This is a genomic window from Thermocladium sp. ECH_B (assembly GCA_001516585.1).
In the GTDB taxonomy this organism is placed as follows: Archaea; Thermoproteota; Thermoprotei; order Thermoproteales; family Thermocladiaceae; genus Thermocladium.
Genome location: LOBW01000009.1, coordinates 1 through 16,222 on the forward strand (window position 1 = coordinate 1; position 16,222 = coordinate 16,222).

Here is a 16,222-nt window from a genome sequence, read left to right on the forward strand (position 1 = left end):
GCGACTTAATAATAGCGATTAAGGGCGGCCGCATACTAATGCAGGGGTCACCGGATGCATTAACGCCTAAGGTGATCGCGGCCCTTTATGACATTGATGAATCCAGACTAGATGCTTTGAGCGCCATTATGCGGAAACGATTGAGCGGGGTTCAATGATTTTTGAGCAAAGGGTTCTTCAGGGCGGGGAGGAGGCCAGTGATGCATATATGTCCATTAATTCTTTTATTAGGGAAGCCATCAAAATGGAATCCATATGTCCATTAATTATCTTCATTAAGTAGGTTTTATCTTCATTAAATTCATGCGCGGCGGCCAGCATGTACTTGCCTTTATCGGTTATGCAAAGTTGCGCTTCCTCGGGGGGTTGATAGAGATCTATGGTTATATGAGTTGAATTGCCATTGCACTGCATGTTGACTTTATTGCTCACATCCATTAATGCGATAATTGATTCATTAGCCATGCAGTAAATAGTTAATGTGACTGGAGCGAGGCCCCCTTTAAGTATAATCATGGCCGTCGCCTTCACGCTTTTTCCGGGAACCTCATACACATAAACATCGAGAATCCCTAATTCCATCCTGTAATCATTATATGCATCCATGACTGACTTAATGAAGGAGGAGCCACATAATCCCCTGCCCCCAATCCGCTTCCTAATCATTGAGGAACCACGATTACAGCAATAAATAATATTTATGCTTACTGACCTCCTCCCCGCTATTTGGGTTTCCCGAGGCCTTGTGGGTTACGCCCCATTACGGGCGCTACTCGGTTGTGATCCATGATAAAGGATAAAGGCTTCCTAATCGTTGAGATCGCTATTGTTCACTTAGTTTTTGTTTCCGCTTTTTCTATTGGCTCGTTCCTCGATGAATCTTTGCATACGGTTCTTTGATGACTCTCCTAGGGCCAGTAGGGCCAATTCCTTTATGGCGTTCTTAATATCATTATTGCGGTTCTTATTGAGGTATCGCTTAATGGTTTTTATTGAGGTGGGATCAACCTTCTTCAGTTCATTCAGTACATTGATTACCTTACTCGTTAATTCCTGGCTGGGAACCACATAATCAATTAAGCCGATTCGAAGCGCCTCATCAGCATTTAGTTCCCTGCCCGTGAGTGCTAAGTCTATTATTGATCGTCCAAGGGCTGCGTATCCTATGCTTATGGCTATTGGAGGTATGAGGCCAATTCGCCCCTCCGGTATAGCAAATCTTGAGTCAATAGTTGCGATAACTATGTCCGCAGCCATCAGTATCTCGCATCCACCGCCATAGGCTAAGCCATTTACTGCCGCTATTATGGGCTTCTCGGAGTTAAGCATTGCCTCGACGGCCTTCATTAGGTTCGTGAAGAAATTAATGCTTTCCTTCTTGGTTGAGAGGGATAGCATTGAGTTTATGTCATCTCCGGCGGAGAAGGCTCGTCCAGTGCCCGTTATCACTATTGCAATGGAGTCATCGTATTGGGAGTCCTCTATGTACTTATTTAGGAGCATCCATGATTCCTCATCAAATGCATTTAATTTTTCCGGCCTATTTAAAATTATCCATGATGCATCATATTTTTTCATAAAGAGAACTTTACTGCTCATAATTATTAAATAATAGTATTACTTAGGGTTTTTATGCATTACTAAGACATGCATACTTAAAAACATCTATGATCGCCATCATGTTTGGATCGATATCCTTTTAATAAGGCTGAAAACAAAGCTGTGGTAGGCGATGCTTATTGATTAATACGGACCTGGTTTTAATAGCTATAGCAATGATAATTCTAATAGGCTACTTAGGCGATGCATTGTTCAGGGCCACTCGAATACCGGAGATATTGATATTAATGTTGATAGGAATCATCCTTGTCCCCCTTGGTCACCTCGTGCCGGATAGGTATGTTGAGGTGCTTAGGCTTTTCGCTCCATTATTCGGAAGCATAGCGCTGGTCATTATAATGTTTGATGGAGGGCGCAAAATAGATTTTGGTTCCCTCACGGCCAGCGCACTTGGCCTATTAATGGGTCTCCTCGATATATTGCTGCCCATGTTCGTCATCGCGTTGATAATGAATTACTTATTTGGTTGGCCATATATTTATGGGGCAATGCTTGGGACAATAGTGGGGGAGACGACTGCGGTCGTTATAGTTCCCGTGGCTTCACGCATCAAAATACCAAGTGATCTCTATAATCTAGCGGTCACGGAGGCTACATTTAACTCCGTGGTGGAGATATTGATATTCTATCTATTACTCGTATTGATAACTGGCTCCTCATTCACTCCTCAATCCTATGCTAAGTACGTAGTGGATTACTTAAGCGTTGCCGTATTCATGGGCCTCGTCGTGGGCTTTCTTTGGCTCTTCGCACTCAATGTATTGAAGGGGACAAGGGGCTATGTGGCTACCATAGGCGTGGCGTTCTTGTTATATGGAGTAGTGGATTACTTGGGCGGCGCCGCCGTCGTGTCCATATTGATATTCGCAATGATAATTGGCAATTATAGGGCGATTGGCCAGCACCTCAACTTATTCATAGATATACATGAGAAGGACATGGAGATAGTTGAGGGGGAGCTGGAGTTCATTGTGAGGACTTTCTTCTTCGTCTTCATAGGCATGATAGCCCTATTATCATTCACTTACTTCATTTACTCCCTGGTAATAACGATGTTTCTCCTGTTAATCAGATACATAGAGGTCAGGGCAATGATAAAGAAGGAGTATAGGGGATTCGTGTTTTCCCTGCTGCCAAGGGGATTAACGGTTGCAGTGCTATCCAGCATACTTTACTCAATGGGAGGCACATATTTTAACGATATATTCTATTTATCATTTATGGTTATAATACTGACCAATATCATAGCCAGCGCAGCCATAAGTCGCTCGGCCCACTCATTGGAGAAAAGCATAGAGACAGGGAAGGAATCTCCAAGCAATGGATCCAGTGATTAAAAATAAATAAAAACACCCGACTCGATTCCTTCACGATCGATGTTGAGGGCCATAGTTATCGGTGGGGGAATAGCAGGCTCATTCATATCCCACTTCCTCCAGGAGACGGGGGTGGACGTGTTAATGATAAGCGAAAAAACGACTTATCCCCCGATCGGCTTGATACACTCAATGCTTCTTCGCTTCGATACGGACATGGAACTAGCTAAGAGGACACTGGAGATATATAGATCGCTTGATTGCTGCAGTTGGGTTTTGAAGGAGTACCCTGCCTATACATTTATTGGGGAAGAGGTGGACATAAATAAGTACATAAGGCTCTGGTCAAGCTATGGATCCGACTCCAGGGAGATAACTATTGAGGAGGCATCTAAATTAATGGGGATCAAATTAATGCCGGGAGGGAGAGCAATAATATCCAAGGATAGGTTGGTGAATATTGCAGGCATAGTTAATCACATTAGGTCGCGCGTGAAGGTAATCAATGGATTCGCTCGCCTCAAGAGGAATGCAGCGGGGTTCTCGGCACTAGTTAATGGAACCGAGTATAGAGGCGACATAATTATTGTGGCGGCGGGGGCAATAAACGGTAAATTACTAGGCGATGCCGGGGTAAGTGTTCCACTTAAATCGTATGGGTGCAGGGCATTGCTTTTATTGGTTGGCCCCAAGTTGGATAAGGCAATAATATATGATTACGTGAATCACTTCTATATGAGGCCGGCTACGCCGCTCACCGCATCCATAGGCGACGAGGAATCCCCCCTCGTGGATCCCCTTAATATGCCGAACCTAGTGACGCCTGACTTCATCACATCAATGAAGAATAGCTTCAAGTCCCGCTTCGGCAAGACACCGATTAGTTTACTTGGCAGGCAGGGCGCATGCGAATCATCGCCCGACATGTTCCCAATAATAGGCGAGGCAGCGACTGGCCTATATATAATGGGCGCATTGAATGGTTATGGCGCGGAGATAGGGCCGGCATTGGCTGAGGCCCTGGTTAGCATAGTGCTGGGTGGAAAGCCTCGGCTGGATGTAAGTCGATACTTGCTAAGCAGGTATGCGGGCGCCGTGTTCCCAAGTGATTGGGAAATAGGTCACGAGCCGCATGAGGTTCTCTAATGCGCCTTGCTCTTCCTCTTCACTGCATTGCTGCGGCGATTATGGGTCACGGCGTTGTCATCGCTCAGTCCGCTTAATGTGCCGAGGAAGGTCATATCGGTCAGGTATATCTCCACATCCTTCTTCCTGTTCCATGGTTCCATATAATTAAGTATCGTATTGTGATTGGTTTTGCCCATTAATGCCGTTGGCACATCAATGCCTATCGTTAATGGATTAAATGTGGGCATCACTATCACCGTTACCTTGCCTCTCCCAACCCTTTTCCCATACATCCTCTCCGATAATTCCCTCTTACTAATCTCAAGCCTTATTATCACCGGCCTCCTCATTAAGTAGCCCGTGGAGTCCTGTATGCTTATGGCCGGATGGGTGTGTCCCATGACTATGACATCGCTTTTCACGAAGTCCTCCTCCCTCGGCTTACTATTGCCGTGAAGAAGCAGTAAATTCTTTGTTCCCTCCAACAATATGCCCCTGCTATCCACATACGTTACGTTCGGCATCCCCATGCCGCTTATGATTTTATCAAGTCCCCCATCGTGATTGCCCAGCACTATTAGCACATTCTCGAACTTGCTTGATAATCCAGCGATGAATTGCTTGGTCTCCAGCGTGGACTCAAGGGGCAGGGGAAGCTCATGCTTTAGGTCGCCCAGCACAGCTATGCTATTCGCGCCCTCCTCCTCGGCGATCTTAATTATCTCATTGAGGATTTTTCCCGTCTGTGATGGAACCATGACTCCGCGAGCCGCCATATCGATCTCGATCCCAATATGCGTATCGGCCACTAAGAGCCACTTTCTCCCACCGATGGTAACCGCGATTCCCCTTGAGTCCATTTATGGCTATGAATTAAGAGAAAAGGATTTAACCTTTTCCGTTGCGGCAAGTTCTAATAACGTGTTCATTTGCGCTGGGAATCGGTGCATTTAATGCAGAATTAGTAACATTTAATGCGAATACTCATATTGAGGTAATTATGAGTCAACCACTACAGTTAGGTAAACCGGCGCCTGACTTCTGCGCCGATACTACGCAGGGACAAATATGCCTAAAGGATCTTAGAGGCAAGTGGGTTCTCTTCTTCAGTCACCCCGGCGACTTCACGCCGATATGCACCACGGAGTTCGTGGAATTCGCCAAGAGGTTCCCAGACTTCTCTAAGAGGGGGGTCTTCCTGATCGGGTTATCGATAGATACGGTGTTTAGCCACATATCCTGGACCCGCAATATACGGGAGAAGTTTGGGATAGATATACCGTTCCCAATAATAGGTGACCCAGAGGGAAAGGTGGCTAGGCTATTCGGCATGATTCCCGAGGGAAAAAGGGAAACGGTGAGGGCGGTTCTATTAATAGACCCGGACGGTAACATAGCTTGGATGGCGTATTACCCATACACTAATGGACGAAACATTGATGAGATAATTAGGGTGATCGATGCCATACAAACCACATATAAGTACGGAGTCTCCACGCCGGCTAATTGGAGGCCTGGTGATCCCGTCGTCGTTCCTGCTCCTAAAACTAAGGAGGAAGTTGATGCGAGGCTAAAGGATTCATCGGTGGAGTGCAAGGATTGGTACATTTGCTTCAAGAAGCTTGAGATAAAATAAGCAAGTAAGACCCCCTGCCAATTCTCAAAATCGAGATTAATTATTGAATATTAAGCCAAATACGATCCCAATAATGAACTTCGCGTTCTTATTTAGGCTTTATGGAGAATTTCAATTATATTTGGGAATTCACCGCGTTTGGTCCCGCGAGTTGGGAGGGCCAACTGTAACGCCGGCATCCTTAGAAGCAGGAACTAGAGTAATTGGTGGCCAGCATCATCTATGGCCCTCGATATGCCATATATTGATGCTCCGCTTACTGCGAGAGTTAATTCGCTCGCTATATTGAATTCCTGGAGCTCAGTGCCATAGTAATAGGCCCCCGTGAGTATTTGCTCTACGTTCTTGGCGATATTCGTGAAGTTCATGCTTATCGAGATGCTTGAGGCCCAGGACGCCAACAACGTGGTGGATATGGGTAATGTTATTGCGGTTGCTATTAATAATCCTCCCCACGTCCGCGTGTGCCTCAACACTATTAAATCAAAGCCTAAACCCGCTAATGCTGGGGAGTAATTCCCTATTTTCGAAAGCACATAGAAGAGCCATGCGTTCGACAATGCTAATTGAGCCATCCATTGAAAGTATTGGGTGGATTGACTAAGATACACGCTGAGCGGCGCCGTGACTATCGCTGCATCCAACGCAATTATGCCTAGATAGAGTCCCTCTAGGGTGGTTGATATCGATGTGAACATGAGGCTAAATGTGGCGGCTGGGTTCCCCGCTATTGATTGTAGGCCTATGGAGCTCCCCACTGCGGCCATTATCGTGTTTGATTTACTATAGATTATATAGAAGACTGCCAATAGCACTGCTCCATATACCGAATTATAGAGGTGCTCCTCCCCCTCCCTTCGTTGCTGTGCATTGCCTAGATTCATTCTGGCCAGGCCGTAGCCAACCTGGATCGCCATGGATAGGTAAATTATGCCCCAATTAATGTAGGGCTGTATCATGCCTATTCCATCCCGATAAAAATAAAGCTTTATGGTTAATTGGTTCCCATTAACCACACGTATTTAATAGCTAGCCGCATGATACATAATTAAGGCCCTGAAGATCTGTGAGGGGCGCATCATGAGTCCCTGATCGCGGGTCGGGGATGATTCTTTGGGACTGGAGAGGCGAGGAGCCATGAGCGATGAGGCGGCCATCAGAAGGAAATTGATAGCGGATATTGCTAGACTGGAGGTAGATCTAGAGGAGCTTCGATACGAGGTGGATGCCGACATCAATAGCGCCCGCTTATCCGCCGAAACCGCATTACAGAAATCCAACGAAGTGGAATTAAGGGTAAAGGAATTAGAAGCGGAGCTAAATACAATAATTGAGTTGCTGAAGCCTAAGCCCAGTAGGAAAAAAGCAATAAGGCGATTACCAATTCTAGGCCTAATTATCCTCGGCTTAATTACGCATCAATGGCCAATTATAGCGGCGTGCCTGCTTTGCCTAATCCTTCAATCCCCCAACCCCTCCAAGGCTCCCCACATAATGGGGAGTGACCATCCATGAGGGCCGATGAGCCTAAGATGAGTCGCGGAGGATAGGCACCCGAAGCCAAGTGATTTAGAGACCCCCTAGACTGAAAAGTGATGATCGTCGCCTCGGAAGGCCCTCCCACTAAGGGGAGGGTTATCCCTCCCGAGGCATGAATATGAATGACCAGAACATCCCATATCCGGTTAAAAATAGGGGCTCTCCGTGTAGGCTCGGGACGAGTGGATTCCGTGACCCCGGGAATCCCCATCAACGGCACGTGTTCCTGGGAATCGATATCAATAGGGCCAGCGCAAATTTAGCGATTATAGGATGCATAGATTCAATTAATGTATTTACGAAGACATTCACCAGCGAATTAAAGTCAATGGGCCTAGCCCATGCATCTAATTACGTAGGAATAATAGGTAATTACCTCATCAGTCATGTGAGGGTGGTATTTCCATCCTTTAACGATAATGAGATAGAGAAGCTGTTGACCGTGGCATTCACATCATGGGGCAATCTAAGTAATGCGGGTTGGATGGATTTCCTTAGGCTGGGCACAACCAGGTTCAGGCAATCATTGAGACAGGAACGGCAGCGAGAAGCAATGCTCATGATTGATGCGTTACATGTGGCCGTCTCATTCATGAGAAGCATGGGGATGGAAGTCGCTCTAGGCATTGAGGATTTACATGCAATGGAGAAAATAGGCGCAATGTATGACTTCGAGATAGACTTCATTAATTTCCTCAACAATATCGAATCAATGTTTCACTTGAACCCCCTTTCAGTGGAGCGTGTGGAGACTAGGCTTAACACTGGAACCACGTGGAGCGGCTCATTGATGAGGGGGAATAATGTATACCTCATCCTACTGAACCCGATGCATACGAGCAAGTTATGCAGTAGCTGCATGAGGCGTGGCCAGATCAATGAAGTGCGTAGGTTCGGTCGCCGTAATATATTGTGCAGCCATTGCGGTTCGATAATTGATAGGGATGAGAATGCGGCTGTGGTGATCGCGGTGATAGCCATGCTCATGCTCGGCGGTTACTTGCCCCAGACATCCATGCGGCAATGTTTTAAACACCCCCATTAACTTGGGATTCATGTATATCTCCAAGAGGGCTAACATAAAGACTAACCTGGTGGGGGACGCCGTTATATTTGGCCCCAGCATCGTTGGTGAGGGATCGATAATTGACGGCAACGTGACGATAGGGTACCCAATTAGGTCCACGCTTAAGAGGATTGGAAAAATGAGCGACATGGATGAATTAAGCACCGGCAGCATCATAGGTAGGAACTGCATATTGAGGAGTGGAACAATAATATATGAGGAATCCACCCTCGGGGATAACGTGGAGACTGGACACAATGTACTGATTAGGGAGAAGACCGAGATAGGCAATGGGACCAGGATAGGAACGGCCACGGTAATAGATGGCACTGTTAAGATAGGAAGCGGAGTGAGCATTCAAAGCATGGTGTATATACCAATAGGATCAATCATAGGCAATAACGTCTTCATAGGACCCAATGTGGTTATAACAAATGATAGGTACCCCCCAAGCAAGAGGCTTGATGGAGTCATCATAGAGGATAATGCCGCGATTGGAGCCAACTCCACCCTAATAGCGGGGATACGCATTGGCGCTGGATCCATGGTTGCCGCCGGTTCTGTGGTCACCAAGGATGTCCCGCCCAATGTCGTGGTTGCCGGTTCACCTGCCCGGGTCATATATGACAGAGCCACGTACCTGGAGAAACAGAAGAAATACGAAGCAAGCAGTAATCAAGCACATTAACTAGCATTGAATTAAAAAATGGGAAAAGGAATTACCTTTATTCAGGGGGATACTTGGATTTTAGTATTCTCATGAATTCCCTCATCCATTGGGGATGGTCTGGCCACGCCCGTGCGGACACCATCAAACCATCGACAACGGCCGCACCATCAACGAAGACGCCGCCCGCGTTCTCCACGTCGGGCTTAAGCGCTGGGTATGCCGATGATTTTCTGCCCTTTAANTCCCCAGCGGCCGCCAGTATCAATGGCGCATGGCATAANTGCGCAACCGGTTTATTNCGCTCGAAGAANTGCTTCACTATCCTCTGAACGTCTGGNTCATTTCGTATATACTCGGGCGCCCTGCCTCCCGGAATCACGAGCGCAACNTAATCCTCNGGATTGACTTCCTTGAAGGCTAAGTCGGCCTTAACTAGGTACCCAGGCTTCTCGGTGTAAGTGTCGAAGCCGGGCACGAAATCGTGCACAACGGTTTGAATCATTTTTCTGCTGGGCGCCGCTATATGAACCTCGTATCCCTCCTCCAATAATCTTTGGTAGGGGTAGAGGACCTCGAGGCTCTCCCCCGCATCGCCCGTCAGGATCAATACCTTATGCTTAGCCATATATAACTTGCCTGGTGGGCCTTAATATGTTTTATGGAGAGATTCGATTTGTGGCCCGCATTGCATTCCTCCGCATCACGATTGCTCCTTAATTATTTGGAGATGACGATTGCCCCGGTTGATGTTACTAGAACCATGTCCTCTATTCTGACTCCTATTCTATCCCTTATATAGACGCCCGGCTCTATGGTTACCACTTGGTTTTCCCGAAGCACATCGCCGCTGCTTGGACTGATGAATGGCCTCTCGTGAACCTCTATTCCCACGCCATGGCCTAGGCTATGCATGAAGTACTTCGATAGGCCGTACTCCTCCAGCACTTTCCTGGCCACTGCATCTATATCGCTTGCCTTGACGCCCGGCTTAATGGCCTTTATTGCTTGATCGTGGGCATCCTTCACTGCGCCGTAGACATCCATCGCTGACTTATCGCTTTCCCCTGGCAGCATTGTGCGGGTTATATCCGCGCAGTAAAGCTTGTATCGGGCCCCCACATCCATAACCACGGCCTCCGTGCTTTGAATCATCTTATCGCTATACGTGTGATGGGGCTTGGCTCCATTTCCTCCGGATCCTATTATCGGCTCGAATGCCACTCCATTGCTTCCCCGCTCTATCATGTGCCTATACATGGATGCAGCCACATCGCGCTCCCTCCTCCCGCTTAATCCCTCCTCCAATACGTCCATAATGGAGTCTAGGGTTATCTTGGCTGCGCGCCTCATCAATTCGATTTCCTCCTGTGTCTTCACGCTCCTCATGTCCGTCAATTCATTGCTAACGTCGATTACGGCCGCATTTGGGGCCTTACTCTTTATCTCGCTGATCAACCAATTGCGTGACTCATCTATTGCGATCACTTTGTTCCCATTGCCTATTATGATATTTAACAATGATTCCCTGCCAATCATTTCTATATCCTCCGGGGCATTTATGGCGTAGGAGGCGTAGCCAAGCACTTTCACGTCGCTGTCCTGAAGCATTTCCCTGGCCCTATAGTAATCCAGGACCGGGACCACCGTGGTTACGCCGTCTCTATTTATTATGGTTAGGACCCCATCCCCATAATCGAGGAGGTACCCCATATTTGGTGAACTCATCAGTATCAATTCATCTGCTCCCTTCTCGTTGAGCAGCTTCATTAAAGAGTCGAGCTTCTGCTTAAGCATATATCCGAGGACAACTCATAGCTTTATTTTTTTCTTCTTCAACCATTTTGAATTAATCCCTGCGCTTCCCCGCTATGAAGTCCTCAACCCACTCCCGCGCAGTGTCCGGCGGCGCATGTATTGGGGGATTCTTGAATGCCCACGCCGCGACGCTGTATATGGGTCCACCCGCTTCCCGATCCAATGCCAGCCTAGTTAATCTAAGCACGTCAACAGTTATTCCAGCGTTGTTCCAGGGATCGTGTACCTCCAGCATGACCTCCATCCTAATGGGGACCCCGGCCAAGCCTTGCGCCTCTATCAGCGTATGGGCGATTTTCCTGCTTTTCAGGAACGGTATGTAAGCGACGGGCGATATGTATGCATCGAATTGTTGATCCTCCGCCATCCTCTTAACGGCCTCAGTCTTGGTCTTCTCCTTCTGCCCCTTCCTGTAGGATAAATTGAGGAAGTCGGGCGTTCCGCCGACGTTTATTTGATACGTATCCACTATCTTGACTCCCCTTATCTCGAGGAGGTGAATCAGCGTTTTGTGAAGCACCGTTGCCCCTATCTGGTTCTGTATATCATCCCCCAGGAGAGGCAGGTTTGCATCCCTGAACTTGATTTGCCACTCCTTGGATACCGCTATTTGGGATGGCATGGCATTGATATACGCGGCTCCAGCCCTGAGCGCTGCTCCCCATAGGCCTCGCTTGCCTTCTGTGAGCCCGTCGGCAAGTAGCTTATCAATATCTGCGCATCGCTTGCCTTCAACTCCTTGACCACATCATCTAGGCTCCCCTCGACGGTGGGCACAGCGGTTCCCCGTAATTCCGGGGCGATGCCGTCAAGGAGGGGCCCCGCCTTAACCGTTACTCCCGTTCTTCCCACGTCTGTTACCTTGTAGGCATTGTTGGGGGGAGCGAATATGGCTTCGCCCAAATCCTTTCCAACCTTTCTTGCATCGACATCGAATGCCGCCACTACCTTTATGTCCTGTATCCGGTACCCGTTAATTGATTTATAGGCAACCCCAACTGGTTCCTCGTCTCTATTGGAGTAGAAGTGCAGCCCCTGCACTAGAGCCGATGCACAGTTGCCCACGCCCGCTATTGCCACCTTTATGTTTGTTTTCATGGCTTCACATATTAACGATAATTAATAAATTTTGCTATTAATGGCTATTAATATAGCTTCCCAATCCCGGCTGAAACCTAAAAACCCGCGGGCTCAACCTATTGAGATGGGCATCTTCGTATCGGTGGAGGGCATTGATGGCAGCGGCAAGACAACCATAGTTAACGCTGTAGCCTCAAGCCTAACGAAGCTAGGCATCAAGGTATACACCACTAAGGAACCATCGAACAGCGAAATAGGCAAGCTAATACGTTCCTGGGCACTTAAGAAGAACACCTCAATGCCGCACCCCTCGATCTATGCGCTCCTCTTCGTGGCGGATAGAACCATGCACTACATGAACGAGGTATCGCCCGCGCTCCTCGATAATGATGTGGTGATCAGCGAGAGGTACATGGAGTCCACCATTGCTTACCAAGGCGCTCTGGGAGTCTCGCTTGATTGGTTAATTCAATTACATAGATACGTGCCTCCCGCCGACCTAGTCATAATTCTAGACATAGATGTGGAGACAGCAATGCGGAGGCTCGAGACGCGGGGAGACCTCGAGGTATTTGAGAGGAGGACCTTATTGAATGGAGTGAGGTCGATATTCCTCGAGAGGGCTAGGGCAATGGGGTACCCGGTAATCGATGCGTCGCGAAGCGCCATGGATGTGGCCAGGGATGTCGAGGCAATCATAATGCGGAGGCTCAGCGCCCGTGGCGCCCAAAATGAGCGATAGCGATCATTAATGCAAAGACGGCTCCCACAGCCGCCACACCCATTATGGCCTCAACCCCGTTTCCTCCCCGGCTCATGTCGGGGGCACTGGGGACGGCGGCGCTGGAATTCAGGAGTGAGAGCAGCGCCTCCTCATCAACTATGGCCGGTAAATTAATGATGTAGGTCTGAGTTATCACTACGTCCAGGGAGTAAGGCGCAGTGGCATTGATGATCAGGTAATGCATGGCCTCCCTCCGCAATGCATTCAAGCCGCTTAGCTCATACTTGTATCTGGCAATCATTAATGACGCATTGGCCCTCTGGGCCCCAATGCTATTATTGATGGCTAGGCGAAGGTCAAGCATGGTAGTGCTTATGTTGAGATACATGCGGAGCACCCCTATTGATGCGTTCTCCATCTCCGCCGCGCTCCTCATTAAGGCAGCGGCGTCCCCCGTGGCATTGCCATATAGGGGCCTCGCCAAGTTAACCGCGCTAGTTGCATTCATTAGTCCCGCATGAAGTGCGGCGACCGATGAATTCAATGCCAGCTGTGCATAGCCTAGGGCAAGGTAGAGGGCGTGGAGGGATGCATTTGTTCCGGATAATGTATCGCTTATATTGGTTAGGGTCGATGATAGTTGGCTGCCCCTGCTGCTCAATTCATTGCTTACAGCGGTTAATTCAGCCTCCATAGTTGTTAGTTCCGAGTTCGTTATTGCGATGTTTTGACGCACGCCGCCGAGCTCAATCAATAATAGTCCTAGGGTGGTGCTTATCGAGGTTCGAGCCGCCGAGAGCGCCGCCAGTATTGCTGCTCGCTGCGTGGCGTTAACTATGGATTCGTTGACCAAGGCCTCCAAATAATTTATTTCCGTCGTCAAGTTATCATATGTGGTTAACAGTGCCTCGTACTGGGTCTCCACGGTTGCCGATAATTGCCTCAACGTAAATTGCGCGCTGCTCAGCGTGGCGTTAGCCGCATTGATGACTCCATTAGCGTAAATCATGTCTGACACCGTTTCCCTCTGCAACTCATTTATTTCCTTAATTATGGCGCTCACATTGCTCATTACTTGCCTAATCGAGTGCCTGAGGCCGGGAATGGTTGAGTTTAATTGTGAGAGGGCGGAGTACTCCAGTTGAAGCGCGCCCCTTAACTCCTCTGCCTGTAGCTGCAGTAGCCTCTCTATTATCATGGTCTCATTCACTTGAATGGCGGAGTACCTGAATGCGTTGGCGGTGTAATTAAGGAGGGTGGATAGGCCATAAAGCTCGCTGAGCAGTTTAGTGGAGTTGTTGAGGAGTGCCCCATACTCCTCGTAATTGCTTAATTGATTTAACGTGGAGTTGAGCCTAGCAATGGCTTGATCCAAGTAAGTCGAGTACAGTCCAGTATCCAGGGTTGAGACTATCACCACGGGCTCCAACCTAATGCTTCTCCACGGCCCTAGATTAGTCACCAAGTAATTAATGGATAAGCTATAGTTTCCCCCGGTCTCCCAATAAATGAGGCCGGTCGAGCCCAGGGAGGCGAATCCGCTTGGCGTCTCGCTGTATGTGTAGGAAATGCCGCTCTGCTTAACTAGGTATATGCTGGTCGTCGGGGGAGCGGGGGCATCATTGATTAATCCAATTTGTAATTGGATTAGGGTTCCATTGCCTCCATTAACCACTGCGGAGTAGCTGGGGGTGGAGTTAACGTTGAGGGACTCGTTTAGGTTCATTATATTAATGGAGTAGAGGGGATTGGTGAACTGAATCTCCTCGCTGACCTCCCCATAAGGCGGCACAGTTATGCTCCAATAAACGGCGTCGCCATTAATGGTGGCGTTCCCGCTGGCGTAACTAATGGTGGAGTATGGGGGCAACCTAAACCCCATCACTAATGGCTGCGGCGAACTCGAGTTGCTGACCGCCTGTATCTCGTAGGCAATAACGTCGCTGGCTCCCTTCCCTGGAGCATAAGTGACTTGGTAATTGACGGTGTAGGTAATCGAGAATCCAGCATGGAGAGTTAATCCCGCGCTAATTATCGCCAAGAAAACTAGAAACGCTATTGATCTCCTCCTCAATCCTATCCACCTCGCTCGCGCTTCTCCTCTTCAGTGCTAATAAATCTATATCCAGGCACCTCCTATACGTGGAGGCTATCCTCCTCACATCCACCTCCTCCATAGGGTGCTCCACGGCGCCGCCCTCCAGCAACCGCCCACTCCTGAGGGTCGCTATTCTCCCCCCAATCCTCGCCACCTCGGGGTTATGGGTCGCTATTATGAATGTCTTTCCCAAGGCATTCATCGCCTTAATTAAGGAGAGAAGCTGAGCAGCGCTCGCTGCATCTATGGCTCCCGTGGGTTCATCCATTATCACGAAGGAGGGATTCATGCTTATGGCCCTCGCCACTGCTACCCTCTGTTGCTGGCCGCCCGATAATTGGCTCGGCTTATTATTGGCTCCATCCCCCACCCCAACTAGATCCAGGAGGAGCCTCGCCTTGGTCTCCGCCTCATCCCTAGTATATAGGCCGCTCATGAGCATGGGCAACTCAACGTTCTCTAAGGCGGTCAATGTCTGCAATAGGTTGTATTGTTGAAACACGAACCCAACCCTCCTTAACCTGAATTCGGATAATTCATCCTCATCAAGCCCCGTCACGTCGCGTCCCTCCACTATCACGCGGCCACTGGTCGGCTTATCCAGCGTACCAATTATATTTAGCAAAGTGGTTTTACCGCTGCCGCTGGGCCCCATTAGTATCAGTATCTCTCCGCGATCAATGGATAAATTAATATCCATCAATGCATCCACGTATATGGACTCGGATAAGTAGTATCTCTTGCTTATATTAATTAACTCAATGACGGCCACGAAGCACTCCAAGTATTGCCTAATAAAAACCTTCTCATAACCAACCTCCAGTAAACTACCCGCCCCTGAAGGGCGAGGCCTCTCGCGTTATGAGTGGGCGCCGTCGTTATTATCTAAATATTGGAAAGAACTTTAAAGGAGCCACGGTGGGCGAATCAACATGGAGATCAAGAGTCCCCAGATAGCCATAGCCGCGCACAGCGGTCCTTATCCCCAGGAAGCGGAGGAGAGGGCCCGCGCATTCGTGAGGGAAGTATCCAAATGCAGCCCAACCTTAATACTGGGGGGTTATTGGGGCCTAATGAAGGTGGTGGTGGATGAGGCCGCCGCCTTAGGTCTAAAGACAGTGCTCATACTTCCCATGGAGCATGAGGCGGTGAAGCCCCCTACGGGAGTCATATCGATACGGACCGGCATGGAGTATAGGGCCAGATCAGTGCCACTCGTGAGAAGTAGCGACGCGTTAGTTGCCTTGGGCGGCGAAGCCGGCACAATGATAGAGGCGCTCATGGCTTACGCAATGGGTAAACCCGTCATAGTGCTCACGGGCCTCGGGTTCTCAAGCGATAAATTGGAGCTGGCTTTTCCGAACGCCTTCGATAGGAGAATGACGGCGCAAGTCACCTACACGAACGATGTGAGGCTGGCGGCTCAAGCGGCGTGCAGCGGCCGCTCTTCTCCTCCCGCATCGAGTTGGGTAGGCGAGGATGTTTAACTCGGCGCGGGGTTAGGCTTAACAATTTTAAAATGCTTTTCCA

General features: G+C 48.7%; 15 protein-coding genes and 2 pseudogenes. 8 read left to right on the forward strand and 9 right to left on the reverse strand.

Annotated elements, in window-relative coordinates; genetic code table 11:
• Positions 1-177: 177 nt before the first annotated feature.
• Complete coding sequence (locus tag AT710_02000; GenBank protein KUO92802.1) at positions 178-666, reverse strand: hypothetical protein; 489 nt, start codon at positions 664-666, stop codon at positions 178-180.
• A 168-nt stretch (positions 667-834) separates the two neighbouring features.
• Complete coding sequence (locus AT710_02005; GenBank protein ID KUO92803.1) at positions 835-1,599, reverse strand: enoyl-CoA hydratase; 765 nt, start codon at positions 1,597-1,599, stop codon at positions 835-837.
• Positions 1,600-1,775: 176 nt separating this feature from the next.
• On the opposite strand from AT710_02005, the gene AT710_02010 reads away from it, so the two are divergent.
• A complete protein-coding gene (locus AT710_02010) occupies positions 1,776-2,957 on the forward strand; it encodes a hypothetical protein (protein KUO92804.1) in 1,182 nt (393 codons plus the stop codon).
• 39 nt (positions 2,958-2,996) lie between these two features.
• On the forward strand, positions 2,997-4,082 hold the full coding sequence (locus AT710_02015; protein ID KUO92805.1) for a hypothetical protein: 1,086 nt from the start codon (positions 2,997-2,999) through the stop codon (positions 4,080-4,082).
• Between the two features lie 74 nt (positions 4,083-4,156).
• On the opposite strand, the pseudogene AT710_02020 reads toward AT710_02015, so the two are convergent.
• Positions 4,157-4,924: pseudogene (locus AT710_02020) on the reverse strand.
• Positions 4,925-5,064: 140 nt separating this feature from the next.
• On the opposite strand from AT710_02020, the gene AT710_02025 reads away from it, so the two are divergent.
• Positions 5,065-5,700, forward strand: coding sequence for a peroxiredoxin (locus AT710_02025; protein ID KUO92806.1), 636 nt, complete (start codon positions 5,065-5,067; stop codon positions 5,698-5,700).
• A 194-nt stretch (positions 5,701-5,894) separates the two neighbouring features.
• On the opposite strand, the gene AT710_02030 is transcribed toward AT710_02025, so the two are convergent.
• A complete protein-coding gene (locus tag AT710_02030) occupies positions 5,895-6,716 on the reverse strand; it encodes a hypothetical protein (GenBank protein ID KUO92807.1) in 822 nt (273 codons plus the stop codon).
• Positions 6,717-6,837: 121 nt separating this feature from the next.
• Between AT710_02030 and AT710_02035 the strand changes: the two genes are divergently transcribed.
• From AT710_02035 to AT710_02045, 3 genes are all read left to right on the forward strand, one after another.
• Positions 6,838-7,215 carry a hypothetical protein gene (locus AT710_02035; GenBank protein KUO92808.1) on the forward strand — a complete coding sequence of 126 codons (378 nt, stop codon included), beginning with the start codon at positions 6,838-6,840 and terminating at the stop codon, positions 7,213-7,215.
• Between the two features lie 352 nt (positions 7,216-7,567).
• Positions 7,568-8,284, forward strand: coding sequence for a hypothetical protein (locus tag AT710_02040; protein KUO92809.1), 717 nt, complete (start codon positions 7,568-7,570; stop codon positions 8,282-8,284).
• A gap of 10 nt (positions 8,285-8,294) precedes the next feature.
• The gene (locus AT710_02045; protein KUO92810.1) at positions 8,295-8,993 is read left to right on the forward strand and encodes an acyltransferase; all 699 of its coding nucleotides are present in this window, start codon (positions 8,295-8,297) and stop codon (positions 8,991-8,993) included.
• 37 nt (positions 8,994-9,030) lie between these two features.
• Here the strand turns inward: AT710_02045 and AT710_02050 are convergent, their stop codons facing one another.
• The 3 genes and pseudogenes from AT710_02050 to AT710_02060 all read right to left on the reverse strand — a co-directional run bounded on the left by AT710_02050 (position 9,031) and on the right by AT710_02060 (position 11,888).
• On the reverse strand, positions 9,031-9,600 hold the full coding sequence (locus AT710_02050) for a peptidase (GenBank protein KUO92811.1): 570 nt from the start codon (positions 9,598-9,600) through the stop codon (positions 9,031-9,033).
• 92 nt (positions 9,601-9,692) lie between these two features.
• Positions 9,693-10,769, reverse strand: coding sequence for a hypothetical protein (locus AT710_02055; GenBank protein KUO92812.1), 1,077 nt, complete (start codon positions 10,767-10,769; stop codon positions 9,693-9,695).
• A 52-nt stretch (positions 10,770-10,821) separates the two neighbouring features.
• A pseudogene (locus AT710_02060) lies at positions 10,822-11,888 on the reverse strand (myo-inositol-1-phosphate synthase).
• 112 nt (positions 11,889-12,000) lie between these two features.
• Between AT710_02060 and AT710_02065 the strand changes: the two are divergent.
• On the forward strand, positions 12,001-12,612 hold the full coding sequence (locus tag AT710_02065; protein ID KUO92829.1) for a hypothetical protein: 612 nt from the start codon (positions 12,001-12,003) through the stop codon (positions 12,610-12,612).
• On the opposite strand, the gene AT710_02070 is transcribed toward AT710_02065, so the two are convergent.
• A complete protein-coding gene (locus AT710_02070) occupies positions 12,581-14,635 on the reverse strand; it encodes a hypothetical protein (GenBank protein ID KUO92813.1) in 2,055 nt (684 codons plus the stop codon). The genes AT710_02065 and AT710_02070 overlap by 32 nt on opposite strands.
• The gene (locus AT710_02075) at positions 14,622-15,464 is read right to left on the reverse strand and encodes an ABC transporter ATP-binding protein (protein ID KUO92814.1); all 843 of its coding nucleotides are present in this window, start codon (positions 15,462-15,464) and stop codon (positions 14,622-14,624) included. Before AT710_02075 ends, AT710_02070 begins: the two co-directional genes overlap by 14 nt.
• 160 nt (positions 15,465-15,624) lie before the next feature.
• Here AT710_02075 and AT710_02080 point away from each other — a divergent pair, with 160 nt between their 5' ends.
• Positions 15,625-16,179, forward strand: a complete 555-nt coding sequence (locus tag AT710_02080; GenBank protein KUO92815.1) for a hypothetical protein — start codon at positions 15,625-15,627, stop codon at positions 16,177-16,179.
• Positions 16,180-16,222: the final 43 nt, after the last annotated feature.

Excerpts from the sequence above, each read along its gene's own strand:
- AT710_02000 (KUO92802.1), bottom strand. The coding sequence starts at position 666 with ATGATTAGGAAGCGGATTGGGGGCAGGGGATTATGTGGCTCCTCCTTC.
- AT710_02005 (KUO92803.1), bottom strand. The coding sequence starts at position 1,599 with ATGAGCAGTAAAGTTCTCTTTATGAAAAAATATGATGCATCATGGATA.
- AT710_02010 (KUO92804.1), top strand. The coding sequence starts at position 1,776 with ATGATAATTCTAATAGGCTACTTAGGCGATGCATTGTTCAGGGCCACT.
- AT710_02015 (KUO92805.1), top strand. The coding sequence starts at position 2,997 with ATGTTGAGGGCCATAGTTATCGGTGGGGGAATAGCAGGCTCATTCATA.
- AT710_02025 (KUO92806.1), top strand. The coding sequence starts at position 5,065 with ATGAGTCAACCACTACAGTTAGGTAAACCGGCGCCTGACTTCTGCGCC.
- AT710_02035 (KUO92808.1), top strand. The coding sequence starts at position 6,838 with ATGAGCGATGAGGCGGCCATCAGAAGGAAATTGATAGCGGATATTGCT.
- AT710_02040 (KUO92809.1), top strand. The coding sequence starts at position 7,568 with ATGGGCCTAGCCCATGCATCTAATTACGTAGGAATAATAGGTAATTAC.
- AT710_02045 (KUO92810.1), top strand. The coding sequence starts at position 8,295 with ATGTATATCTCCAAGAGGGCTAACATAAAGACTAACCTGGTGGGGGAC.
- AT710_02055 (KUO92812.1), bottom strand. The coding sequence starts at position 10,769 with ATGCTTAAGCAGAAGCTCGACTCTTTAATGAAGCTGCTCAACGAGAAG.
- AT710_02080 (KUO92815.1), top strand. The coding sequence starts at position 15,625 with ATGGAGATCAAGAGTCCCCAGATAGCCATAGCCGCGCACAGCGGTCCT.